18 protein-coding genes and 2 pseudogenes are annotated in these 25519 nt (G+C 59.7%); 11 read left to right on the forward strand and 9 right to left on the reverse strand.

Features of this window, described 5'->3' with window-relative positions; genetic code table 11:
• Window positions 1-11 precede the first annotated feature (11 nt).
• Window positions 12-1186 (reverse strand): annotated as a pseudogene (gene manA / locus AB1748_RS10645) (mannose-6-phosphate isomerase).
• A gap of 191 nt (window positions 1187-1377) precedes the next feature.
• Here manA and fumC point away from each other — a divergent pair.
• The gene (gene fumC, locus AB1748_RS10650) at window positions 1378-2775 is read left to right on the forward strand and encodes a class II fumarate hydratase (protein ID WP_111140477.1); all 1398 of its coding nucleotides are present in this window, start codon (window positions 1378-1380) and stop codon (window positions 2773-2775) included.
• Window positions 2776-2810: 35 nt separating this feature from the next.
• Here the strand turns inward: fumC and tus are convergent, their stop codons facing one another.
• Window positions 2811-3740: a DNA replication terminus site-binding protein gene (tus, locus tag AB1748_RS10655; protein WP_111140476.1), complete on the reverse strand. Its 930-nt coding sequence runs from the start codon at window positions 3738-3740 to the stop codon at window positions 2811-2813.
• A 198-nt stretch (window positions 3741-3938) separates the two neighbouring features.
• Between tus and AB1748_RS10660 the strand changes: the two genes are divergently transcribed.
• From AB1748_RS10660 to AB1748_RS10675, 4 genes are all read left to right on the forward strand, one after another.
• Window positions 3939-5123 (forward strand): MFS transporter, encoded by a 1185-nt coding sequence (locus AB1748_RS10660; protein ID WP_293769950.1) that lies wholly within the window; start codon window positions 3939-3941, stop codon window positions 5121-5123.
• 207 nt (window positions 5124-5330) lie between these two features.
• Window positions 5331-5825, forward strand: coding sequence for an Rrf2 family transcriptional regulator (locus tag AB1748_RS10665; RefSeq protein WP_111140474.1), 495 nt, complete (start codon window positions 5331-5333; stop codon window positions 5823-5825).
• Between the two features lie 150 nt (window positions 5826-5975).
• Window positions 5976-6158: a type II toxin-antitoxin system HicA family toxin gene (locus AB1748_RS10670; protein WP_111140473.1), complete on the forward strand. Its 183-nt coding sequence runs from the start codon at window positions 5976-5978 to the stop codon at window positions 6156-6158.
• 22 nt (window positions 6159-6180) lie between these two features.
• Entirely contained in the window at window positions 6181-6606 is a 426-nt protein-coding gene (locus tag AB1748_RS10675) for a type II toxin-antitoxin system HicB family antitoxin (protein ID WP_111140472.1), read from the forward strand.
• A gap of 88 nt (window positions 6607-6694) precedes the next feature.
• Here the strand turns inward: AB1748_RS10675 and oqxB are convergent, their stop codons facing one another.
• Complete coding sequence (gene oqxB, locus AB1748_RS10680) at window positions 6695-9847, reverse strand: multidrug efflux RND transporter permease subunit OqxB (RefSeq protein ID WP_293769955.1); 3153 nt, start codon at window positions 9845-9847, stop codon at window positions 6695-6697.
• Window positions 9848-9859: 12 nt separating this feature from the next.
• Window positions 9860-11013: pseudogene (locus tag AB1748_RS10685) on the reverse strand (efflux RND transporter periplasmic adaptor subunit).
• A gap of 305 nt (window positions 11014-11318) precedes the next feature.
• On the opposite strand from AB1748_RS10685, the gene AB1748_RS10690 reads away from it, so the two are divergent.
• The 3 genes from AB1748_RS10690 to AB1748_RS10700 all read left to right on the forward strand — a co-directional run bounded on the left by AB1748_RS10690 (window position 11319) and on the right by AB1748_RS10700 (window position 12447).
• A complete protein-coding gene (locus AB1748_RS10690) occupies window positions 11319-11660 on the forward strand; it encodes a helix-turn-helix domain-containing protein (RefSeq protein WP_009090299.1) in 342 nt (113 codons plus the stop codon).
• A gap of 86 nt (window positions 11661-11746) precedes the next feature.
• Entirely contained in the window at window positions 11747-12181 is a 435-nt protein-coding gene (locus AB1748_RS10695) for a ribonuclease domain-containing protein (RefSeq protein ID WP_111142028.1), read from the forward strand.
• 2 nt (window positions 12182-12183) lie between these two features.
• Entirely contained in the window at window positions 12184-12447 is a 264-nt protein-coding gene (locus AB1748_RS10700) for a barstar family protein (RefSeq protein ID WP_111142027.1), read from the forward strand.
• On the opposite strand, the gene AB1748_RS10705 is transcribed toward AB1748_RS10700, so the two are convergent.
• The 4 genes from AB1748_RS10705 to AB1748_RS10720 form a co-directional block, all read right to left on the reverse strand.
• Window positions 12444-14810 carry a virulence factor SrfC family protein gene (locus tag AB1748_RS10705; RefSeq protein WP_367395471.1) on the reverse strand — a complete coding sequence of 789 codons (2367 nt, stop codon included), beginning with the start codon at window positions 14808-14810 and terminating at the stop codon, window positions 12444-12446. The genes AB1748_RS10700 and AB1748_RS10705 overlap by 4 nt on opposite strands.
• Window positions 14807-17770, reverse strand: a complete 2964-nt coding sequence (locus tag AB1748_RS10710) for a virulence factor SrfB (RefSeq protein ID WP_367395472.1) — start codon at window positions 17768-17770, stop codon at window positions 14807-14809. The genes AB1748_RS10705 and AB1748_RS10710 overlap by 4 nt, the downstream gene beginning before the upstream one ends.
• Before the next feature lie 2 nt (window positions 17771-17772).
• Window positions 17773-19140 carry an SrfA family protein gene (locus tag AB1748_RS10715; RefSeq protein ID WP_367395473.1) on the reverse strand — a complete coding sequence of 456 codons (1368 nt, stop codon included), beginning with the start codon at window positions 19138-19140 and terminating at the stop codon, window positions 17773-17775.
• Between the two features lie 171 nt (window positions 19141-19311).
• A complete protein-coding gene (locus tag AB1748_RS10720; RefSeq protein ID WP_367395474.1) occupies window positions 19312-20481 on the reverse strand; it encodes a benzoate/H(+) symporter BenE family transporter in 1170 nt (389 codons plus the stop codon).
• A 115-nt stretch (window positions 20482-20596) separates the two neighbouring features.
• On the opposite strand from AB1748_RS10720, the gene AB1748_RS10725 reads away from it, so the two are divergent.
• The 3 genes from AB1748_RS10725 (at window position 20597) to AB1748_RS10735 (ending at window position 22219) form a co-directional block, all read left to right on the forward strand.
• On the forward strand, window positions 20597-21154 hold the full coding sequence (locus AB1748_RS10725; protein WP_111142150.1) for a helix-turn-helix domain-containing protein: 558 nt from the start codon (window positions 20597-20599) through the stop codon (window positions 21152-21154).
• A 66-nt stretch (window positions 21155-21220) separates the two neighbouring features.
• Entirely contained in the window at window positions 21221-21646 is a 426-nt protein-coding gene (locus tag AB1748_RS10730; protein ID WP_293769970.1) for a MarR family winged helix-turn-helix transcriptional regulator, read from the forward strand.
• A 15-nt stretch (window positions 21647-21661) separates the two neighbouring features.
• Window positions 21662-22219: an isochorismatase family protein gene (locus AB1748_RS10735; RefSeq protein ID WP_111142148.1), complete on the forward strand. Its 558-nt coding sequence runs from the start codon at window positions 21662-21664 to the stop codon at window positions 22217-22219.
• Between the two features lie 82 nt (window positions 22220-22301).
• Here AB1748_RS10735 and AB1748_RS10740 read toward each other — a convergent pair whose 3' ends face one another.
• Window positions 22302-25217, reverse strand: a complete 2916-nt coding sequence (locus AB1748_RS10740) for an autotransporter outer membrane beta-barrel domain-containing protein (protein ID WP_367395475.1) — start codon at window positions 25215-25217, stop codon at window positions 22302-22304.
• Window positions 25218-25519: the final 302 nt, after the last annotated feature.

Here is a 25519-nt window from a genome sequence, read left to right on the forward strand (position 1 = left end):
CGTCAGCCGGTTCACCCTAAGTCGTTAAAGACCCGTGCCAGACGGCCCGTTCCGGCCACCGACACCGGCGATTCACAGGCGGGAATAAAGCAGGACTCACCGGGCTTCAGCGACAGCTGCTCATGACCTCTGATAATCATCGCCTGCCCCTCAATGCAGAACAGCACGGCGGCGCTCTGCTGCGCCAGCGATTGGGGTGCGGCGCTGAGCGTGTGAATGGCAAAGGCAAAATCCTCTACCGGAACCGGATAGCGCAGAGCGTGGCTCTGTTGCGTCGGTGCAATCAGTAACTCGCTGGCGGGTTTCTCTGCGAACGTCAGGTTCGCCATCAGCTCATCGACATCAATATATTTCGGGGTTAACCCGGCCCGCAGCACGTTATCGGAGTTGGCCATCACCTCCAGCGCCACGCCTTTCAGATAGGCATGCGGCGTTTCCGCCCGGAGGAACATCGCCTCGCCCGGTTGCAGCGTCCTCACATTCAGTAATAGCGGTGAAAAAAGGCCACAGTCGTCCGGATAGTCTGCCGCGATGGCGCGGATAGTCCGCCACGGCTCACTCTGCTGCACACTCAGCACCGATTTCAGGACGCCCAGTGCCCGCGATTTCGCCTCACCCTCCAGCGAGAGCAGAGCAGGGAAGAGCACGGCCAGCGTCTTAAGATCGGGGTGTTGCAGAAAATGGGCAATCTGCGGATGCGCACCTGCGACCGGCTCCAGTAGCGACACCATCTCCGTCAGCGTCCGGAAACCGTTCATCGCCTGAAAAGGGGTCAGCGCGAAGAGCAGCTCCGGCTTATGGTTATCATCCTTATAGTTGCGCTCCGGGGCGCCGGGGGGATCCCTGCCGCATTTTCACGGGCAAAGCCGGCCTCGGCTGCGGGTTTGCTGGGATGAACCTGAATGGAGAGAGGCCGATCGGCAGAGAGGACTTTGAAGAGAAAGGGCAGTTCACCAAAACGCCGGGCAACGCTTTCACCCAGCATGGCGACAGGATCGGCCGCGATGACCTCACGCAGCGACCGCTGACGACCCCGATCAGAGACGGTAGAAGGGCTTTTCGGGTGCGCCCCCATCCAGAGTTCCGCCATCGGCAGGCCCTGCGGGTTGGCAATGCCATAGAGCCGGGTTAACGCCGTCTGGCTGCCCCAGGCATAATTTTGCAGCGAGTTGTTCATTTTGTGCATCACGAACTCCCGGGTCACGAAAATTATGGTCGTTATTAAAGCAGAAACTGTCGTTAAAAATAGCGACCCGGTCCCAAACGGCGCTAAGCTCTGATAATGTTAAATTATTGTGTATTGCGATCCGGTGTACCCTGGACGATCGCCAGACCAGGTGCACATTCTTTTAAATACAAGGTGAAGGAGATGTATTCATGGCAGCCAACCGCATTGAGAAAGATTCAATGGGCCCCATCGACGTACCGGCAGACAAACTGTGGGGCGCGCAGACGCAGCGCTCACTGGAGCACTTCCGCATCTCAACCGAAAAAATGCCGACCGCGCTGGTGCATGCCCTGGCGCTGACCAAACGGGCGGCGGCCAGCGTCAACCGCGATCTGGGCCTGCTGCCCGCTGAGCGTGCCGATGCGATTGTCCGCGCGGCGGATGAGGTGCTGGCTGACCAGCATGCGGATGAATTTCCGCTGGCGGTCTGGCAGACCGGTTCCGGTACGCAGACCAACATGAATATGAATGAAGTGCTGGCTAACCGCGCCAGTGAACTGCTGGGCGGCGAGCGCGGCATGTCGCGGCTGGTTCATCCCAACGACGATGTGAACAAGAGCCAGAGCTCCAACGACGTCTTCCCGACTGCCATGCATGTGGCCGCCGTCATCGCCCTGCGCGAACAGCTGATCCCGCAGATTCAGGTGCTGAAACAGACCCTGAGCCAGAAGTCCGACGCCTTTAAAGATATCGTCAAGATTGGCCGTACCCATCTGCAGGATGCCACGCCGCTGACGCTGGGGCAGGAGATCTCCGGCTGGGTGGCGATGCTGGAGCATAACCTGAAGCATATTGAGCAGAGCATTCCGCACGTAGCGGAGCTGGCGCTGGGCGGCACCGCCGTTGGCACCGGCCTGAACACCCATCCGGAATATGCGGTACGGGTGGCGGCGGCGCTGGCCGATCTGACGAAGCAGCCGTTCGTCACGGCACCGAACAAGTTCGAGGCGCTGGCGACCTGCGATGCGCTGGTCCACGCACATGGCGCGCTGAAAGGGCTGGCCGCCTCGCTGATGAAAATCGCTAACGACGTGCGCTGGCTCTCATCCGGCCCGCGCTGCGGCATCGGCGAAATTGCGATCCCGGAAAATGAACCGGGCAGCTCGATCATGCCAGGCAAGGTCAATCCGACCCAGTGTGAAGCGATGACCATGCTCTGCTGTCAGGTAATGGGAAATGATGTGGCGATCAACATGGGCGGCGCGTCCGGTAACTTCGAGCTTAACGTCTTCCGTCCGATGATCATCCATAACTTCCTGCAGTCGGTGCGCCTGCTGGCAGATGGCATGGACAGCTTCAACCATCACTGCGCGGTCGGCATTGAGCCGGTGCGCGAGCGCATCGATCAGCTGCTGAATGAGTCGCTGATGCTGGTGACGGCGCTGAATACCCATATTGGCTATGACAAAGCCGCAGAAATTGCCAAAAAGGCGCACAAAGAGGGGCTGACGCTGAAAGGCTCGGCGCTGAAGCTGGGCTACCTGACCGAAGAGGAGTTTGATGCCTGGGTCCGGCCGGAAGAGATGGTCGGCAGCATGAAGTCGTAAGCGAGGTCAGAGGCCAGCGGAGTCTGGCCTCTGCATTATATCGGGCAGTCCACCCACAGATGCAGTCTGGGGATCAGCAGATTCAGCGGTTCAGCGGCGGGCTTGTGACGATGGGTGATGTTATCCGCATCATAATTTAGTAACTCGCCGAGCACCGGCACCTGACTGCGGTCGCGGCAGATCACCAGAATGGGTGACGGGCACGCCAGCTGCGTCTGTTTTTGCTCATCGGCACGCCAGACGCGCGCTACCGGCTGGACTTTCACCGGACGTTTGATTTTGAGCCGTGCCGAGTCGGGCAGGGCGCGCACGCTGGCCAGCTCCTCCTGCACTTTTTCTGCCCACTGTTCGCGTGACCAGGGGGCCTGAGCGCGTCCCGCTTTCAGGCTTTTTTCCAGTTGGGCGATCACCTCTTCGCGTTTAAGATTCTTGATAATGTGTTTATTCGCCCAGCCGAAGCGCAGGCTGTCCGGTGCGCTGAGCAGGGTGATGGTGCGGTAGGCGTTCAGCGTGATTAACCCGCGCAGATGCTGGTGGACGAACTCAAAGCGCGCTTCACTCGGCAGGCCCGACTCCACCGTAATCAGCTGCTCCAGCCGCGCTTTCAGCTGATTAATGACCGTTACCAGCGCACCGATCTCCGCTTCCTGCGCCGCGTCGCACTCGATGCAGAGGGCGCCCGGCAAGCGCACGGCGGCCTTGGTGCTCAGCTGTTCAGACTGATGCTGCATAAACAGGCGGCAGTAGTGGTCCAGCGCCATCGTCAGCGCGCGCTCGCCGAGATGCTGTTCGACGGCAATCCGGGTAATTGCCTCATGTTCACGGCCTTTCACCACCGGCGGCAGGCTGAACACGCGGGCGATGAGCAGCGGCTGCGCTTCAATCTGCTGGCGCAGTTCGCCCAGCGCCAGTTCCAGGTCGTTGACACACTGATGCATATCAGCCACTAAGTCGTAGCGGGTCATGTGAACCTCCATAGTTACAACGTCCACAATGTGGCAGAAGGCTGCCGGCGATGCAAGCCCTTTATAGTTACAACATACTTTAGAGCTGGTCAGTAAAACGTGCGGCCTGCCTGGCGAGGCAGTTAAAGGCGATCGCGCATTCTGGCTTACCGCAGAACATGTTATAAAACGGTTCGCCTGCTAACCATGAGATTGCCTGTGAATCTGACGAACAAACCCGGCGTCGCCGCCATCATCACCCTGGGCTGGATACAGATCCTCTCCTGGGGCGGATCCTTCTATCTGATGGCGGTGATGGCGTCGCCAATCGCGGAGGAAACCGGCTGGTCACAGCAGTGGATTTATGGCGCGCTCTCCACCGGGATTCTGGTGTCGGGGCTGTTATCGCCGCTTGCAGGCAGGATTATCGCCTGCACCGGAGGCCGTATGATGCTGGCGCTGAGCGGGATAGTGATGGCGGTGGGGCTGGTCATCATGGCCTGCAGTCATGCGCTGCCGCAGTTTCTGTTTGCCTGGGTCGTGATTGGGGTCGGGATGGCGATGGGCCTCTATGACGCGCTGTTTGCCACGCTCGGCACCTGCTACGGCGCGCAGGCGCGGTCCGCCATCACGGGGATCACGCTGATATCGGGTTTCTGCACCACGCTGGTCTGGCCGGGAACGGCCTTGCTCATTCACGGATTTGGCTGGCGGGGCGCATCGCTGATCATCGCAGGCATGATGGTCGTCTGCGTCCTGCCTGCAACTTTGTTTGCCTTACCGGCGAGCCACGCTCAGCGGCCGGTAAAACGGCGCAACACTGCGCCCGCCTCGGCTGAGCTTGCGCCGGTGCTCTTCTGGCTGCTGTGCGCCATTTTCACGCTGGCTTCGGTGATCATGACCGCGATCTCCGTGCAGCTCATCACCTTGCTGCAGGCGAGCGGCCATACGCTGACGTCGGCGCTGGCGATCAGCGCGGTGCTTGGTCCGTGCCAGGTCGCGTCCCGTCTCGTTGATATCGCCTTTAAACGCAGCCATCCCATCCGCACCACCTTCTTTTCTGTCGGACTGGTGGCGCTGGGGCTGCTGTTGCTGGCGGTGATGCCCCAGATGGCGCTGCTGAGCATGTTACTCTACGGCGCCGGGAATGGCCTGCGCGCCATCGTGCGAGGAACGTTACCGCTGGTGATGGTCAAACCAGAGTCCTATGCCATCGTGATGGGTAAAATGGCCCGCCCGGCGCTGATGGGGCAGGCGCTGACGCCGCTGATCGGCGGATATGTCTTTGAAAAGATGGGCGCATCCGCCACGCTATGGTTGCTTTGCGCTTTAGCAATCATTAACGTGATGCTGGTGATGGCGCTGAAGAGGCGATTACCGGTGGCCCCGGTCCCGGCCGTTTAAGCGTTTTGCGCGCCCGCCAGGCATTAAAAGGGGGCGTGAGCAGGCTAAGCACCTTGTGCGGTCGGGCTTCTGCCTTTGGTGAATACGTGCCTTGTCAGCGTGGGTTTGCTTCAAAAAAGCAACTGTGTTTGTTATATTTATTGCTCATTGATTGTTCACTTATGCGGCAATAAAACAATAAGATGCACCGCAACTCAGGATAAAGAAATGCTTGATTACCGCTTCCCGACAGCTTTGCAAATGGTTCTGAGCGTAGCGATGGCGGAGCAGATGGGTAAACGCTCTACCAGCGCGATTCTGGCCTACGGGCTGGAAGCGAATCCCAGTTTCATACGAAAACTCATGGTCCCGCTGACCCGTGACGGCATCATCGTCTCGACGCTGGGCCGCACCGGTTCCATTCATCTGGGACGGCCTGCAGCGGAAATAACCCTGCGGGATATCTATGTCTCGGTGATTGAAGATAAAAAGATCTGGGCTGCGCGCCCCGATGTGGCGCCACGCTGTCTGGTCAGCGCCAACCTCTGCTGGTACTTCAAATCGATCGCCGACGAAGCCGAGCAGGCATCGCTGGACGTGCTGGCAAAACGCACCGTGGCCGACGCGCTGAACGAGCTGAAAAAGCGCGACACCAGCAACTGCACCGCCGTGCCGGAGCCTGAACCCGAAGAGAGTGAAGAGCTCTGCAAAAAAAGCCGCTGATGAGCGGCTTTTTTTATGGGCGTGGATTCATGCTGCACGCTGCCTTTGGACCCTTCCTGCTTGCTCTCCTGCTCTCAATAAAATGAAACATATATGTTGCCTTAAGCATCACTAGTGTTAATCTTGCTTTAGACAGAGCGAGGGAACGCGATGAAGTACAGTGAATTCAGGCGCTGGCTCATTCAGCAAGGCGCTATTCTGGTTAAGCACCGCAGTGGAAGCAGCCATTTCAAAGTCTTCTCAGGCGACAGGCAGTCTGTCTTTCCGGATCATGGCGCGAAAGAAATGCCGGAAGGGACGCGCAAGAAAATTCTAAAAGATCCGGGCCTGTAAGCCTGATCAGTGAGGTCACCCTATGTTTAACTATGCCGTCAGATTAACGCATGACCTGAAAACCGATAGCTGGGAGGTGTCATGTCGCGATTTACCCTTACTGCATTCAGTTGGCGACACCGTTGAGGAAGCGCTGGCCGAGGCAGCAGATGGACTGGTAGCCGCTATCTCTCTGGAAATGGATGCCCGTCGTCCCATCCCGTTAGCGAGTGATGCGCAGCAGGGGGAGTACATCGTTTCTGTGCCTGTCCTGGTAGCGATGAAAGCGGCACTGTATAACGCTATGATTGAAACCGGTACCCGCAAGGCAGATCTGGCACGCCAGCTGGGTGTAAATGGACCACAGGTTGATCGACTGCTTGACGTAGAGCACTCGTCAAAAGTTGAAAAAGTTGAACTGGCGCTGGCGCAGCTGGGCCGTAAAGCCCGGGTTGAGATTCTCATCTGATGAACCGCTTTCACGCGGGAGGGCGGTCAGGCGTGTCTCAGACAAAAAAAGGGCGATCCTGCGATCGCCCCTTTTAAACACTGACGGCTTACGCCGCAGCTGACTCCGCCTGTTGTGACCGGCGCGTCACCAGCTTGCGCAGCGCGACATAGAACACCGGCGTCAGGAACAGGCCGAAGAGCGTCACGCCGAGCATCCCGGAGAAGACCGTAATGCCGGTCACGCCACGTACTTCGGCACCCGCACCTTCACCCAGAATCAGCGGTACCGTACCGGCGATAAAGGCGATGGAGGTCATCACGATGGGCCGCAGCCGCAGGCGACACGCTTCCAGCGCCGCGTCCACAATCCCTTTGCCCTGCATCTCCAGCTCCCGCGCGAACTCGACGATCAGAATCGCGTTCTTACACGCCAGCCCCATCAGCACCACCAGTCCGACCTGCACGAAGACGTTGTTGTCCCCGCCGGTCAGCCAGACGCCAAACAGCGCAGAGAGCAGCGTCATCGGCACAATCAGGATCACCGCCAGCGGCAGCGTCCAGCTCTCATAGAGCGCAGCCAGCACCAGGAAGGCCAGCAGCACTGCCATCGGGAAGACGATCAGCGCCGTGTTGCCCTGGGTTGACTGCTGATAACTCAGGTCGGTCCACTCGATGTTCATGCCGTTGGGCAGGAGCTGACCGGACATCGCTTCCAGCTGGCTCATCGCCTGCGCGGAGGAGAGGATGCGCGGGTCGGCATCACCGATCAGGTCCGCCGCCGGATAGCCGTTGTAGCGGATCACCGGATCGGGGCCGTAGGTGGTGGTGATGTTGACCATGCTGCCAATCGGCACCATCTCGCCGCGGTCATTGCGGGTTCGCAGGTTAGCGATATCCTCAACGCTGTCGCGGAACTCCCCATCCGCCTGCGCCATCACCCGCCAGGTGCGGCCAAAGCGGTTAAAGTCATTTACGTATGAGGAGCCGAGATAGGTCTGCAGCGTGCTGAACAGCGCGGTCAGCGACACGCCCTGCGCTTTGGCTTTATCCCGATCGACCTGAACATCCAGCTGCGGAACGTTGGCCTGATAAGAGGAGATAGGGAAGTGCATCCCCGGCGTCTGCATGATACTGCCCGACAGCGTATTGATCGCCGTCTGCAATGCGCCATAGCCCAGACCGGCCCGATCCTGCACATAGAGCGAATAGCCCGAGCCCTGACCCAGCCCCAGAATGGGCGGTGGCATAATGGAGAAGCCAAAGCCCTGCTGGATTTGCGCAATCTTTGCATTGATCTCCGCGTTAATCTCGGCCGCCGTATGTTTACGCTCGTTGAAGGGCTTCAGACCAAAGAAGACCGTGCCGCTGTTTGGCGTATTGGTAAACTGCAGCGCATTCAGACCGGGGAAGGCGACCGCATAGGCCACGCCGTCGGTCTGCATACCGATTTCGCTCATCTTGCGAATCACCTCATCGGTGCGCGCCAGCGAGGAGCCTTCCGGCATCTTCACGCCGCCAATCAGATAGAGCTTATCCTGCGTCGGAATAAAGCCGCCCGGCACGGTATGGAACATAAACCCGGCCCCGGCCAGCAGCAGCAGATAGACGGCGAACACCGCGCCGCGACGACGCAGCGTGCGGCCAACCAGCGATTCATACCCATGCGCACTGCGCTGGAAAAAGCGGTTAAACGGCCGGAACAGCCAGCCGAACAGCGCATCGATAATCCGCGTCAGGCGATCTTTCGGCGCGTCATGGCCTTTCAGCAGCATCGCCGCCAGCGCAGGCGAGAGCGTCAGCGAGTTAATCGCAGAAATCACGGTGGAGATCGCGATGGTGGTGGCGAACTGTTTATAGAACTGCCCGGTGACGCCCGACAGAAACGCCATCGGCACAAACACCGCGCAGAGCACCAGCGCAATGGCGATGATGGGGCCGGAAACTTCGCGCATTGCCTGATGCGCAGCGGCACGCGGTGACAGCCCCATCTCAATGTTACGCTCTACGTTCTCCACCACCACAATGGCGTCATCCACCACGATCCCGATGGCCAGCACCAGCCCAAACAGGCTCAGGGTATTAAGTGAGAAACCGAGCAGATAGAGCACGCTGAAGGTCCCGACCACCGACACCGGCACCGCCAGCAGCGGAATGATGGAGGCACGCCAGGTCTGCAGGAAAAGAATCACGACCAGCACCACCAGGATCACCGCTTCCAGCAGGGTCTGCACCACGGCCTTGATGGAGTCGCGCACAAACACCGTCGGATCGTAAGGTGCGGCCCATTTCACATCGCTGGGGAAGCGGGTCGCCAGCTCATCCATTTTGGCGCGCACCGCATTGGAGAGATCGATGGCATTCGCGCCGGGCGCCTGGAAGATACCAATGCCGACCGCATCTTTGTTGTTGAGCTGAGAGCGCAGGGCGTAACTGCCCGAACCCATCTCAATGCGCGCCACATCGCGCAGTCGCACCAGCGAACCATCGTCAGAGGTTTTCAGGATGATGTCGCCAAACTGCTGCTCGTTCTCCAGCCGTCCCTGAGTGTTGATCGACAGCAGAAAATCACTCTGTTTCTTCAGCGGTTCCGCACCCAGCTGACCGGCAGACACCTGCACGTTCTGTTCCTGCATCGCGGTAATCACGTCAGAGGCGGTCAGGCCGCGCGCCGCCACTTTATTGGGATCGAGCCAGACGCGCATTGCATACTCACCCGCGCCGAAAATCTGGATCTGGCCCACACCCGGCAGGCGCGCCAGCTCATCTTTGACCTTGAGCGTGGCGTAGTTACGCAGGTAGAGCGAATCGTAGGTATTGTCCGGTGAGAAGAGGTGAACGACCAGCGTCAGCGTCGGGGACATCTTCTGGGTCGTGATCCCCAGCCGGCGCACATCCTCCGGCAGGCGGGCTTCCGCCTGCGCAACACGGTTCTGCACCTGCACCTGGGCCTGATCGGGATCGGTGCCCGGACGGAAAGTCACCGTGGTGACCAGCACGCCATCCGAACCGGCGACAGACTTCATATACATCATGTTCCCGACGCCGTTGATTGCCTCTTCCAGTGGCGTCGCCACAGAATCTGCGATCACTTTCGGGTTCGCGCCGGGGTACTCGGCACGCACCTGCACGCTGGGCGGGACAACGTCAGGATACTCACTGATCGGCAGCAGCGGGATGGCGATCATCCCGGTGACGAAGATCAGAATCGACAGCACCGCGGCAAAAATGGGCCGATCGATAAAAAAGCGGGAAAAGTCCATAGCGGCCTCGGATTAGTGAGCGGCTGTCGCGCGCATGGCGACCTGCTGAGCGGTAACGGGCATGCCCGGCATGAAAACTTTCTGCAGACCGGCAACAATAACCCGGTCTCCGGCTTGCAGACCCGATTTCACGATGCGCAGACCCTCCACCATTGCGCCGGGCTGAATATCGCGCCGCTGCGCTTTGCCTTCGCCATCCACCACGTAGACATACCTGCGATCCTGATCGGTCAGGATCGCCTTGTCATCAACCAGCATCGCGTCGAACTGCGCGCTGCCGGGCAGTCGTACACGGGCAAACAGGCCAGGCGTAAACTGACGCTGCGGGTTGTCGAGCAGGGCGCGCATCCGGATAGTGCCGGTGCTGGCGGTCAGCTGGTTATCCAGGAAATCGACTTTCCCCTGATGCGGGAAGCCCTGATCGCTGGCCAGCGCGATCTCAACCGGCAGGGCCTGGCGCTGCTGGCCCTGACGCGCCATCGCCTGATAGTGCAGGAAGGTGTTCTCATCGACATCGAAATAGACATACATCTGCTGCTGCGACACCAGCGTGGTCAGGACACTGGCGCTGTCGCCTGCGGTTACCAGGTTACCGGGGGTGATCATCGCGCGGCTGGCGCGGCCATCGATAGGGGCGGTAACGCGGGTAAAGTCCAGGTTCAGCTGGGCCATATCGACCGCCGCCTCGGCGGCCAGCACATCCGCCTGCGCCTGACTGGCCGCCGCGCGCCGCTGTTCCCAGGCTTCGCGGGAGATCGCCTGGGTGCCGATCAGCTTCTCGCTGCGACCCGATTCGCTGCGGGCCAGATTTGCCTGGCTGCGCGCCCGGGCCAGTTCCGCTTTGGCCTGCTCCAGCGCCGCGCGGTAGCTCCGGTCGTCGATGGTAAACAGCACCTGACCTTTGCGAACCTCATCGCCTTCGCGATAGTTGACCGACTCAATGTAGCCGGAAACGCGCGGACGCAGCTGCACGCTCTGCACTGCCTCCACCCGGCCATTGAAGTTGTCCCACTGGCTGACCGGCTTAATCAGCACCGGTGCGGCGCTGACTTCAGGCGGGGGGGCGGGGCGTTTTGCGCAACCCCCCTGTCGCAGCCGCTGAGCTGCGTGATGAGCAGTATCATCCCAAAGAGGGTCAAGCCCTGACGAACCCGGTTCGTAATCATTATTGTCATTCCGCGATAAATGGTAACAGGTGACCAGCTGGTCAATATTTGCAACTTTTAATATTGCAATTAATCGCGGTGAGTGTAGGCTGGCGTGACTGGCAACTGCAAGAATAAGAGATACACTTTATGTGCGGTTCGCGGCGGGGGCGATGAAAGCCTGAGCAGCGTGCGTTAAATCCCCATAAAAAGTGCGGCATTTAATGTACTAATAAAACTTGCATTAAATGGCATAGTCAGCCACCCTTAAGTGTAACTGCAACTGATACTAATACTTTTCGCCACGGCGAACAGGAGAGACTGGAATGATGAGTGACGCCTTTATTCACGATTTAATCGACTGGATTGATAACAACATCGAAGCACGTCTGGATCTGGATACCGTTTCAGAGCGCGCCGGTTACTCCAAGTGGCACCTGCAGCGCATGTTCAAAGAGCACACGGGCTATCCACTGGGTGAGTACATCCGCGTGAAAAAGCTGAAGAAATCAGCCGACCGCCTGACCAGCACCGACGAACCGATCCTGAACGTAGCGATCTCCCTGGGCTTCGACTCCCAGCAATCCTTTAATCGCAGCTTTAAACGTCAGTATGGTGTCGCACCCGGTGCATGGCGTCGACACAGCGGGGACTCGCACGCCGCATAACCTCGCCAGGGCCAGCCTGTCTGGCCCGCGCTTTTCTCTGCGTGTAAAACTGGTATCATCTGCATCCTGTCGTCACGGATGCCATTATGTCAAAAAAACTCTGGATTGGACTTTTCCTTGTCCTCGCGGTCTGTTTCTACGGCCTCAAACCCTGGCTGAATCGTGTTTCAGCACCCGCTCAGCCCGATATCGCTACCCTGACCGATGCCCGCACGGTCGCGCGCTGGGTACTGCAGCATCAGCATTTACCGGACTACTACCTGACGAAAAACGACGCGCGTAAGCGTGGCTGGAAGCCGGAGAAAGGCAACCTGTGTGACGTGTTGCCCGGCAAAGCCATCGGCGGCGATCGTTTTGCGAACCGTGAAAAACGGCTGCCCACGCGGGCCGGACGTCAGTGGTATGAGGCAGATGTGAACTATCGCTGTGGTCATCGCGATGCCGATCGGCTGGTCTACTCCTCCGATGGCCTGGTGTTTCTCTCGACCGACCACTACCGCAGTTTCAGACAGGTACCCTGATTATGCTCAGCCTGACCTTCGACCTGCGTCAGCTCACCACACGCGCCGCCTTTTATCAGCAGTTTGCTGAGCAGAGCGGCTGCCCGGAGACCTTTGGTCATAATCTGGATGCGCTGTGGGACTGGCTGACCGGCGGAATGGCGCTGCCTGCCACGCTGCGGCTTCAGCACGCTGACGCGCAGCAGCCCGATTTAGCGCCGGTGCTGGCGCTGCTGGAGGAGGCGGCGCAGTCGCTGGAGGGCGAACTGCGCCTGATTATCGACTAGGCGCGCAGCGGCTTAAGCAGGGCAACCAGCGCGTCACGCGCCGTGCGCGGCAGGTCGCCGCCGCCGGTGTAGCCGTTGTTCTCGATGATCACCTGATTCAGCCCGACCAGCCAGTCGTAAATGTAGTAGGCGGTGTGGTTGGCCGGGGCGGCTGAGAGGCGGGTCAGACGCTGACCGGCTCCGAAGCTGACGCTGGGCGCAGGCGGACGTGAGAAGATCACCTGACCACGATTCACCCGGCTGGCGGGCCGTTCAGTTTCAGGGCGCTGTAAAAAGCCGAGCCAGGCGACGAAATCCCCCAGCACCGTCATCGCCCGCGTCACCTGACGGTCGGCACGGGATTCATGACTGACGCTCTGCGTGTCAGGCTCATGCAGCGCCTGCTGCAGTTTTTGCGCGATATCGGTGCGGAATCCGGCCATGATCAGCTCCTCGACCAGCCACTCCATCGTCGCTTTATCCACATTCAGCAACGCCAGCAGGCTGCGGTTCTCCGGCAGCTGACGCAGATGATCGAGCCACAGCAGCATCACCTGGCGCGGAAACTGCTGCGCGCCCGGCAGACTCTGACGCGGCTGAGCCGGCGCTTCGGCCGGGCTTTCGCTGAACAGGTCAAATTCAAATCCAATCCCGAACTGATTCTCCGGCGCCTGCAGATTGGCCGGTTTGCTGCCAGGCAGGGCCGACTGATTCAGCCACAGCTGGCGCAGTGCCTCGCGGGGCGGCTGCAGGCGTTCCAGCAGCTCACCGTGCAGGCCGGTGCGGTGCTGTAAACATTTCAGCAGCGTGTCGGCAATGTTCTGTTTGCGGGCCGCCTGTTCCGGTGTGGCCTCCGCTTCGGTCCAGGGCAGTAAGCGGCGCTCGACCACGGTATGCTGGATCTGTGCCAGCTGTGCCAGCAGCATCTCACGGCGGGCTTCCGGCTGCATCTCATCCAGTAACCAGCTCGCCATGCGGTCAACACCCGCGCGATCCAGCGCCAGCATCGATCCCCAGTGCTGACCGGGCTGTCCCATCTGACGCTGCACGGCTTCATCCACGTTAACCTGCTGATGACGGGCATCGAAAGGGGTGATGGCCCAGATCAGGCGCGGTTTCCCGGCGGACTCCTGCGCGGGCTGCTGACGCTGCCATTCACGCAGCGACTCGCTCACCAGGCTGGCATCCTGACGCTGGCTGGCCGCGGTGCAGACCAGCAGCAGATCGATCGCCTGACGGGTGGCGTAGAAGCCGGGCAGCAGCGCGCGTTTCTGCTCCAGCAGCTGCGCCCGCAGCGGATCCTGCTGACGCAGGCGCTGCCGGTCGTCCAGCACGGTCGCGTCCGCGGGCTGGCCGGGCGCGGGCAGATCCAGCATGTCGGCATCATCGTAGAGCGCGGTGCGCGGCGTGGAGCAGAGCGGTGCCAGCACTTCCAGCGTCAGCAGAGCCAGCAGGCCCAGCGGCACATTCTGCGCCTTGCCGATGCGGTTGCCGTTCAGCGGGCAGACTTCCACCAGCTGCTGCGGATCCTGCTCACTGGCAGGCACGATCAGCTGCTCAGCCGGCAGCAGTGAGGCATCGGTGAGCAGGCTGAGAGGCGCGAGCAGACGGCTGCTGTTGCGCAGCTGATGACGCAGATGCAGCAGGCTGCGCAGCATCTCGCTCAGGGCCGGTTGTGCAGGCCAGAGCAGCGAAAAGAGCTGGACGCGATCGTCCACGCTCAGCCAGGGCGCCAGTTCAACCGCCTGCGGCCAGAAGTGGCGGTCAAGGCGGGCATCGTAGTGCGGACGGCGACGGCACCATGACCAGAGCGTCACCAGCGCATCGCCCTCCAGACCCGCCAGCGGCGTCGCCAGACGATGGCGCTGCAGGCGCTGCAGCGTGCTGTCAATCTGCGCGGTGTCGGGCGCGTTCTCACCGGCACAGGCGACCATCAGCCGAACGATCTCCGCCTCATTCAGCAGCGCCAGTTCAACCGGCCACTCGCCGGATAGCGGCTCGCGCTGATGGCTGAAGCGGGTCGCGGTCGCAAAATCCAGGTTGCCGGGATTGATATGCTGAAACCAGCTCAGCTGCTTGTCGCCCATACGGGTCATCAGCTGGCCCTGAGCATCAGCCACCATCTCATTCAGCAGCCAGGCTTTCCCGGACTGCGACTGACCAAACAGCGCCAGCGTTACCGGACGGGCCACCTGCTGCGCCAGCGCCTGGGTCTGCACACGCGCCTGACGCAGTTGCAGCGTCAGGGTTTCCGCTTCCAGCGCCAGACGCGGCGACTGCTCACGGCTCTCTTCAATCCAGGTCAGGCTCTGATTCAGGGCATCCTGCAGCAGGTTAAGGCGTTTTGCCAGCGTCTGCGGCTGGCGGGGTTTCAGGGCTTTCATCGTTTACATACGCTCCCGCTGTCAATCCAGTATTGCGCATTGGCATTGCCGGTGGCCGACAGGGTATTCAGCTTCAGACTTAACTGCTCCAGCGGCACGCGGGTGCCATCGTCCAGACGCGCATCGCTCAGCACCAGGTTTTCCGGGCCGGTCGCGCCAGGGCCAGCTTTCACCGCCAGACGGATACGCAGCACGCTCTCCCCGGCCACTTTACGCGCCAGGGCGGCGTCGTTCAGCGTCAGGCTGTAGAGCGGCGAAGCGGGCCAGCGGTCGTTATCGAGCTGGCGGAAGCCCAGGCAGACGTTGCCGCGGATACGGAAACTGCTTTTTTTATCCAGCGCATAGCCCGGATCGTCGAGGTCAATTTCGCTGTAGCAGAGATTCTCATCGCTCAGCGCCTGGTTTTCGTCGAGCATGCCCAGGTAGCGGATCGTCGAATAGGGCTCAAAGTCGCCCGCGCGGAACCAGAAGCTGCTGAGGCGCAGATCCAGCGCCAGCAGGCAGAGCATCGCGCCCACCGCTGCGGTCGATTTCGGGTTATCGATGCGGCCATGTTTGTTAAACGGATACCAGTCGCTGGTGTGATAGCCCTCCAGCGACAGAATACGGCTGCCAGGCAGCGGCTGCAGATGACGCACCAGCGCCTGAATGCCGGGGAAGCGCGACGGCCGCCCGGTCAGCAGCAGCACGTCACACTGATAGAGTGAAACCACTTCACACATTGAGCGCAGGGCCGGAATGATCGCCATGCGGTGCTGCATAAATTCGCCGTGCAGCTGCGACAGGCTGACTACCAGCGGCACCTGCAGCAGGTCGAAGCGGCTGTGACCGCCCAGCTCGCGCTGGATCTCGCCGTTGACAAAGGCGAGGACCGCGTCGCCCGGCGCCTGTCCGACCAGCTCGCCAAACAGCGCGTTGATTTCGGCGTGGCTCTCCAGCGGGTCCCAGTTCTCGTAGCGCTCCAGCACAGCCTGCGCCAGCGGAATAAAGAGCTGTAACGTCACCTGCTGGCGCAGCGTAGCCTGACCATCCATACGGCTGTCGTGACCAAAAAGTTTGTTCATCAGCGGATCGGTCAGGGTCAGGCCCGCTTTCTGCAGATGCTGCTGCAGCGCCGGGAGGATCCACAGCTGAATCACATCCAGCAGGATATCGTCGCCCGCTACCTTAAATCCTTCACGGAACAGCAGTCGCGGCGTGATTTTTACGTTGTTGCCCTGACCATCATCCAGACGATACTGGGTAATTGCCAGATCGGTGGTGCCGCCGCCGATATCGATCGAAGCGATGCGCAGGCTTTTGCCTGGCAGTTCGTCCGCCTCGCGCGGGCGATCCGGGCGTGCCATGCTGCTGAAAAAGTCTTCGGCGCGACCGGCAAAATTGACCTGGGTTTCGTTAAACAGCCAGACCATCTGGCCGCAGGTTGCCTCATCCCACTCCATCTGTACATCCGGCAGCGGTTTCGGGCTCTGACGCGGCAGTGCCGGGGCCAGCTCGTCCTCTTCGGTCAGCCAGCCTTCGGCTTTCCAGACCAGCGCCAGCGCCTCCTGCATTCTGCGGCGGAAGATTTCGCGCTCCGGTTTCGGCATCGCCGAAGGCAGCGTCAGGATGACATGGCGCAGCTGACGCGGCGCGTGGCTCTGCGGCATCCGCTGACGCTGAGCAGCACTGTTCATCTGCATCAGCGCCTGCGCCAGCAGTTCGCACAGCATAAAAGTCATCAGTGAGCTGCGGCTGTAGTGGGGTGAAAAGACCGGCAGGCGCTCGTCCGGCGACAGCGTCGAAAGCGGCTGGCCTTCGTCGTTGAGCAGAGTAGTAAAAGGTGCGGCATAGGCCAGCGGCTCACTCTGTTCGCCCGGCGTATTAAAGCGCCAGCCTGGCTGATAGCGCGCCTCATCCCAGAGATAGCGGCGCGGGCTGGAGAGGCCGGTGCTGCCTTCCAGGCCCACGCGCTGCAGCGCCAGACGGCTTGCTTCACGTCCGACGCGGGTCAGAGAGGGCCACATAAAGGCCTGCTCGCGCCCGCTCTCCAGCGAGAAGTTCGCCTTGCCAAAGCGGGCTTCAGCAAACTCCAGACGGCTGTCGAACAGCTCGTTGTAAACCTGATGCGGCTGGGAGAGATCGCGCAGTTGCAGTTCATAGGTCTGCTTCAGCCCGTTGCTCTCTTCGGGATGATCTTCTACCAGGATGCCGCAGGTATGGGAGTTACCGACATCAAGAATGATGTCGACGTTGACGGCCGGGGTCTGAAGCGTGGCGGCCTGAATGTAGATTTCGCTGAGGTCGAGCTGCTCGCCCAGCAACTCCAGCAGGTTCAGATAGTGTGCCTGATATTCAAACTCGCGAAGCGCCTGATTGATTGCCTGTTCACGGCGGTCGGAGACGCGATCGGTAAAGGTTTCCCGCAGCCAGCCGTCAACCCAGGTGAGATCGAGAAAGTCACCCAGTTCGTAGTTGTGCCAGGCGAGCGCAAAGGTCACGCCATTCTGCGCGTCGGCGGAAGTCAGACCGAGCTGTTCACCGCCATCCTGCTCCGCGACACAGCGGGTGTCGAACGCCAGGCTGACGCGATGGGTGTTGCCTGCCGCATCAGGCGTGGGCAGGGCGACCAGACGCATCCGCGCCCAGTTTTCAGGGCCGCCGATGAAACGGCGTCCGCTGGCACAGCGCAGCATGGGCAGCGGCAGCCAGCAGGCGGACAGGAGAGTGAGCGAGTCGGCCAGCGCGATATCGGACTCCGGGCGCACCACTTCTGCTGCACCACCATCCTCCGGGTAAAGCAGGAACTTACCGCTGTTGCCGTCAACATGCAGGCGCAGCAGCGGGCCATTGGCTGTCTGGCGCACAAACTGACGGCGCGCCGGGGTGGCGGAGAGTTGCAGGCCGAAATCCAGAAACTGTACGCCGCTGTTTTCAATCAGCGTAATTTTTTGTTTGTCATCGATCAGGGGAGCCAGCATCGTTATTTACTCTCACGCTTAATCGTCATCGGGAAGATCCGGTCTTCTGCATACTGCGCTTCACACACTGCGGCACCGATACTTGCGTGGCAGACCAGCAGCGGCATACGGTAGCGCGAACTGTTCTGGCACTTCGCCGTGTAGCGGCTTTCGATCACCAGATTGCCGGCGCTGGTCATGGCCGCGCTGACATCCGCTTTGCAGCTGGTGTTGCCCTGGGTGACCTGCACGCTGCCTTTGCCATTTTTAAACTGGAAACGCATCACTGGCGGTTTACCGGTTGGCGTCGGCATCTGGTCGATCGTGACGCGCCAGCGTCCATCAATGACCTGCACCTGACCTTCGCGCACCGCATCCGGTGTGACGACCAGATCATCAGGCCGGGCCGGAACCGCAGGCGTGACCACACTGGCAAGGGTAGCAGATGAGGCGGCCGGTGCGGCTTCAGCCGCTGTGACGCTGGCCGGTTTCTGCGGCAGCGTTTCGGGAAGTTTTTCCGCAGCGGCCATCACGGCAGGCGGGGCGACAGCGGGCGTGGAGGCGACCGGTGCTGGCGCAGAAGCCGGTGCTGACGCAGAAGCCGGAGTCGCCGTGGGTTTCGCACTGACTGTCGCACTGTCAGCCGGCGTTTCGGACGCGGGACGATGCAGCAGCACCGCTACCGTGACGGCGGCCGCAATCGCCACCGGTGGCAGCAGATACCAGATACGGAAACGGCGGCGGGCCGGAGCGGGTACGTTCTGCACCGGTTCAGGGGTCAGCACCACCGGCTGCGGTTCCGCCACTTCTTCAGGTGCCGGTTCCGCTATCAGGACGGGTTCAGCGACCACGGGCGCGGCAGGCTGCTCAGGCAGCGGCTCAACCAGCGCGACCGGCAGATTCTCCTCCAGCGTGTCGCGCAGGCAGGCCAGCGCATCATCGCGGCTGCGTGCCTGGGCATCGACAAAGCCCCAGAAGGTGATAACCGGTTTGCCATCCACCAGATAGACATATTGCTGATCGGGAAACTGCAGGGTTTTGCTCAGCAGCGCACCAAACAGCCGCATGGAGGGGTTCTCCGCCGCGCGCGCGCGCGTGCTGAGATCCTGCATATCCTGCTGGCAGGCGGTGAGCTGTTGCAGGGCCGCCCGACGTTCATGATCGCTCGCGCCCAGCCAGGATTTCACCCGGCCGCTGAAAGGGGCGTACCAGTCGAGGCGGTCGCCCCGTTCATTGGCCTGCGGGATCGCCAGGCAATCTGCCAGTGCGCTCTGACGGCGCAGACGCAGCGTTTCACGAATTTGCAGTGCTGAGGCGTAGACCGGCTGGCCGTTTTCACCTAGCGCCAGAACAGCATCCAGTTTACCGCTGCGCAGAAAAGTTTTTGCCACCTGTTGGGCCCTTATCGGTCGTTGTCTGAGGCAGAAAATCGCGTGTTATCGACGATTAAATTGATTTTACGCCGGGCAATGACAAATCAAACGGCAGAAAAGGGGCTAAATCCACTGTTTTTTTCACGGGCTGGCGTAAAAATAATCGAAATTTCAGTCACAATGCGATCTTCAGCCCGTTTTGCGCACCAGCAGCAGGTGAGCGAGAGCGCCTCCCGTCAGCCCCCAGAAAGCGGGTCCGATGCCCAGCAGCGACACGCCCGACGCGGTGATCAGAAAGGTGATCAGCGCGCTGTCGCGCTCGGCTGGCTGTTCCAGCGCCCGCTGCAGGCTGCCGCCCAGGGTAGCCAGCAGAGCCAGACCGGCGAGTGCCTCGATCAGCACCGCAGGCAGGGCGCTGAACAGCACGGCGATCAGCGCGCCTGACGCCCCGGCCAGCAGATAAAATGCTCCGGCCAGTGCTGCCGCCCGCCAGCGTTTCTGTGGGTCGGGGTCCACTTCCTCGCTCATGCAGATGGCGGCGGTGATCGCAGCGACACAGACTGAAAACCCGCCAAACGGCGACAGCAGCAGCGCAGTGAGCCCGGTCCGGGTCATCAGGGCAGAGACAGGCGGACGATAGCCGTGCGCCTGCAGGGTCGCAATGCCGGGGGCATTCTGCGACGCCATCGTCACCAGAAAATAGGGCAGAGCCGTGCCCAGCAGCAGGGGGAGCGTAAAGTGCGGCATGATCGGCTCCGGCAGCGCCAGCCTGACCGCGTGCGGCGGAAAGTGGATGGCCTGTTGCGCCAGGGCGACCACAATGCCTGCCAGCAGCGTCACCAGGATGGCGTAGCGGGCCAGCCAGCGGCGGGCCAGCAGCCAGGCCAGGCACATGCTGCCGCATAAGAGGAAGTTGCTCTGTAGGTCGGCAAAGGTCTGCAGCCCGAAGCGCAGCAGGATACCTGCCAGCATCGCCGCCGCCAGCGAGGCGGGGATATGGTTCATCAGACGGGCGAAGAGGCCGGTTACGCCGCAGAAGACGATTAGCAGGTTGGCGAAGACAAAGACCCCGACCGCCTCATTCAGCGTAACGCCGTGAAAACTGGTCGCCAGCAGTGCGGCTCCGGGCGTTGACCAGGCGGCGAGCACCGGCATGCGGTAGCGCAGCGACAGACCCAGAGAGACGATCCCCTGCGCGAGTCCGAGCACTGACAGCCAGCCGCCGATCTGCGCGGCTGTAGCCCCTGCCGCCTGAAACATCTGGTAGATAATTGCGCCGCTACTGCTGTAGCCGACCAGCACCGCAACAAAGCCGGAAACCAGCATCGGCAGGGTAAAAGGGGCCTGATCCGTTCTCATACATGCCCTCTCAGCAGGTTGTACGCTATAACGCACATGATGGCATGGTGCGCTATAACGCACAAGTGTTACACTGCCAGCCTCTCTTTTACAACGCTGGCAAACAGGAGTCAGAATGGCGGATTTTCAGCAACACCTGAGCGAGGCGCTCAGGCAGTTGCGTCAGGCCAACGGCTGGAGTCTGACGCTCACGGCAGAGCGGACCGGCGTCAGTAAGGCGATGCTGGGGCAGATTGAGCGCGGTGAGTCGAGTCCTACCATTGCCACGCTCTGGAAGATCGCCACCGGATTTAACGTTCCTTTTTCGTTTTTTATCGACTCCCGGGTGACGGCCTCTGGCACTGCGCCAGGGTTCAGTCAGCCTGACGCCGGGATGGCTGTGCGGCCCTTGCTGCCCTACGATCCACAGCTCCGGTTTGAACTGCTGGCGGTGGAGTTGGCTGCGGGTGCGCAGAGCCACTCGTCGCCCCATGAAGCGGGCTGCGTGGAGCAGGTGGTGGTCATTGAGGGCGAACTGCTGCTGGCGGTTGGGGAGGTCTGGCGACGTCTGCTCGCAGGTGAAGCGTTCCGCTTCGGAGCCGATGTGCCGCACAGCTACCGCAATCCGCTCAGTACGCCGCTGCGCTTTCACAGCCTGATTCACTATCCCTACCGCCCCGACGTTACAAATTGATACGGGCGCAAACTACACAGTTTACCTTCGTATCTCTATACTTTTGCTGATTAACAGAGAGGGACAATGAGCGATCTGACGGATTCTGCTGCCACGCTGCGTATGCTGACAGGTAAGCTGGCGCGCCGCCTGCGCGAGTCGGCACCGCCCGGTGAGCTGACCTGGTCACAGGTGGCGGTGCTGGGCCATCTGGTGCGCGACGGAGCCATGACAGTGACGCAACTGGCGGCGGCTGAGGGCGTGCGGACCCAGTCAATGGGCGCGACCGTAGCCGGTTTACTGGCGGCGGGCCTGGTGACAGGCGAGCCCGATCCCCATGATGGCCGCAAGACCTGTTATTTTCCTACGCCTGCAAGCCTTGCGGTCATTACGTCGAGCCGGGCGATGCGTGAAGACTGGCTGGTGCGGAGGCTGGAGGCCCGGCTGAGTCCGCCAGAACAGCAGCAACTGATCGACATTCTCCCTCTGCTGCAACGACTCGCTGACGATTAACCCTGAGGATCCAAGATGGCTGTAACCACACTTGATGCAAAAACTGCACTGATTGTTATCGACCTGCAACATGGCATCGTGGCGCTGCCGCTGGTGCATGCACCCGAGCCGGTAATCGAACGTTGTGCCGCACTGGCAGAGGCCTTCCGCGCGCATCAGTTGCCGGTGGTGCTTGTGAACGTGGCCGGTGCGGCACCAGGTCGCACTGAGCAGGGAGGCCACAGCGGCGAACTGCCAGCCGACTGGGCTACACTGGTTCCGGCAATGACGCCTCAGCAGGCCGATCTGACCGTGACGAAGAGAACCTGGGGTGCGTTTCACGGCACGTCGTTGCATGATGAGCTGCAGGCGCGGGGCGTCACGCAGGTAGTGATTTGCGGAATTGCGACCAGCATAGGCGTAGAGTCTACTGCCCGTCAGGCCTATGAATTAGGTTACAACGTCACGCTTGCCACCGATGCGATGACCGATCTCAACGCCGATACCCACCACAACAGCATCAGCCTGATCTTCCCGCGCCTGGGTGAAACCGGCAGCAGTGAAGAGATTGTGGCGCGCCTGCAAACGGCTTAACGTCTGCGCGATCTGCGCTGCAAAAAAACTGTCCTGCCATTCATCATGGCAGGACAGACAGAGCTGACTTCAGTCACCGGTTTCAGAAGCTGAAACGATAACCGGCATTGATCTGACGCTGATTGAACCGCTGGCCGGTTGTCAGGTCGGCCTCCAGATAAAAGTTATGGGTATTGTGCAGGCTGGCACTGATGCCTAACCCGTTGTTCCATCCGTTGCCGCCAAAATCACTCTTCTCTTTGGAGCCATTCAGGGAGTAGTTCATGCTGCCGGAGAACTCGCGCACCATACCGGTTTTGGCATACAGATTGTAATTAACCCCCTGGTGCTGCTGGCTGAATCCAGCCAGTACACTGACGCGTCCCATCACGGAGTGAGTATCTTTGTAAGCGATAACCAGACCATTGTTTGCCCGTGTCTGGGCGCCTTTCTGACGACCTGCCGTAACCTGTGCCTGAGGTTCCAGATAGAAACCCTGACGATCCGGGGAGAAGGTAAAGCGTTTCCCGGCTTCGACAGACGCGCTGATACCGGTGGATTTTGCCTGGGCGGAAACACGATTCTGCTGGCTGTCTTTGACATTAAACTGATTGCTCAGGCGATTGATTTTCACAACCTGATCGATGTAGAAACCCTCATCGGTTGCCCAGGTGAGATATCCCCCAACGCTTTCAGATCGGGTTGTACCCTCACCACCCCGATAGTGTGGTGAAGCATGGGTGACGCCCATAAACGCACCGACCCGCAGGTTTTCATCTTCGTTCAGGTTTTTATCGACCCCAAACAGAAACCCGTTATAACTCATGGCAAAACCGCTGAGTCTTCCGCCAGAGAAGGCGTCCAGCTTCCCGCCTGTGCCGCGCAACCAGACATTACCGTGGGCATTGTTCTGGCGAATATCCCCCAGACGCTGAAGCAGTGTCTGTGTTTCGACATAATTCAGCAGATAGCCGATATGCAGGAAGTTACCCCCCGCGTCGGCGGTAGTTGTCAGGGTTTTGTCCGGTTTATTTATTTCAGGCGCAGGCTGAGGCGCTGGTTCTGGTGCAGGCTCAGGGGCTGGCTCTGGCGCAGGCTGAGGCGCTGGTTCTGGTGCAGGCTCAGGGGCTGGCTCTGGCGCAGGCTGAGGCGCTGGTTCTGGTGCAGGCTCAGGGGCTGGCACTGGTGCAGGCTCAGGCGCTGAGCCGGAAGATGCGAGAACCCAGTCTGTCCCCGATTTACGCACGGAATAAAGATAGCCGCCTAACTCGACATCAGAATCGGAAGAAAAATTCGCGACACCGTCGGCTGTCTCGACAACAGTTAATTGTTCATCACCGGTGGTGGCCAGCGAACCCTGATTCAGAAAGGAGAGTGTATAGTCACCGGCGCTACTTTTCGTCACGATCAGTTTGTCGCCGTTATTATTGACTCCCGCACCCTCACCAACCAGATTAACGCGCATGTTAAAATGACCACTACCCTGCAAATCGGCCACGCTCAACGTTGTATAGCCCGGGGAAGAGGCCGCCCGCGTAAAATCAACGTTGCTGTTGTTCAGTGTTAAAGCGTCCAGATTTGAATTGTCACTGACATACCAGACACTGTTATCCAGGGTTGCATTTAAATAACCCCCGTTAATATTGTCGCTAAACGCCGCGCCTTCCCAGAGAGAACCTGGCTGTAAATAGAGGTCAATCTGGCCGCCATTCGAATTAACAGAGCCAGTCATCTCTGTTCGGGCGTTAACATTTATATGGCCGGGTGCATAGCCCGGATTGTATTTCGTCGTCAGAGCAAACGAACTGGCTGAAGGCATTTTAATCGTCAGATTACCGGTCAGGTCGACGGTGCCATCGGCCTGTGCAAATACAGCCCCTATGGTTGATTGGCTGCTGATAGAAAGATTATTGCCCGTAATGTGGCCACCGAGCAGGGACCAGAGTCCCACATTTTTTGCGGAGATATCGGTCTCATCCAGATTCACAAAAGAAGAGACAGTCTGGGCTGAAGCGGCATATGAACCACCCGACGAAATAGTATTCCGTTTATCCGCTGTCCCCTTAAAGTTAATGACGGCATGAGTGCCACTGGCAACAACGCCTCCGGCAAGTGCAGAACTGACGTGGCTGTCAGCGCCAATATTGGTGACGCCATCCCCCCGGACTTCCAGAGCGATAGCCTCCTTTCCCGATGTGGTGAGCGTCAGATTATCTGCGGTGAGATTACCAAAACTCCAGATGCCGGTTGAGCTCTCGCCAGACGTAGTAATCTGCGTCCCTGAACCTAAGTCGACGTCTGTTTTCGCCTGAAGTTCGAGGCCGTACGAGAAATCGCCCCGGGTGGTAACCGTCAGTTTATTAGCCCTGAGCCAGGTGGGATTGTCAGAGGGTGTGCCGTTTAATGAATCGATATTAATACCACCGCTGCGATCGCCGTAGGTAGAGAGGATGCTGTTACTGCCCAAATCAGCATGGGTTCCGGGGTTGGAAATCGAGAGGGCTGCTCCGTTTCCTCCGTGGGTAGTCACCGAAAGCGCGTTTGCCTGAAGTGAAGAACCCTCTCGCAGGCTGATTCCGTAGGCTGCCGGATATTCAGACTCAATCCCGGTCACAGTGATTTGGCTCCCGCTGCCCAGATCAGCCGTCACGCTGCTGCCCGTGAGAGCCAGACCGCTCGCCTTATTACCCAGCACATTCAGGGTGAGACCATCTGCGTTCAGCACGCTTTTTCTTCCCCAGATCATGATGCCGCGCGCATAATTTTCTTCATCTGTGACATTTATTACTGAATTTTTTCCCAGTTCGATAACGCCAGTGTCCGGATAGGGGTTAATTATTCCATACAAACCGCCGGAATAGCGTTCATCGCCCGTCAGCGTATCACCGTCATTCATCCTGATATCAGTGCCATACTGGCTGCCAATATTTTCTCCCATTGTCGACCCGCTGATAATTAAACCTGTAACGAGAGCCAGTGGCGTTAAATGATATCTTTTTATTAAGGCTGGTTTTTTCATTTTTATTCTTCCCTGTTTATATTTTTCGTCAGTATTGATGCTGTTCAGGTTTGTTTTGTTAAGCCTGAACCGGGGGTTTAAATTGACGATAATTTATCAGGAAAAAAGCCAGCGCCTGCGAATTTAAGCGCGGCCTTGCTCTCTTTTTATTCCAAAAAGAGAGTGAATTTGAAGGGGTAGTTAATTGAATGCGTTGCGACGTTAAAACAGGGGCTATTCCGGGAATGATGTTTAGAGTAAATAGTCATCGGGCCTGAGCGGTACTATCAGAAATTAAATGAGGCGGGTTAAGATTAACCCGC

The sequence above is a fragment of the Pantoea sp. Ep11b genome (assembly GCF_040783975.1).
Lineage (GTDB): Bacteria > Pseudomonadota > Gammaproteobacteria > Enterobacterales > Enterobacteriaceae > Pantoea.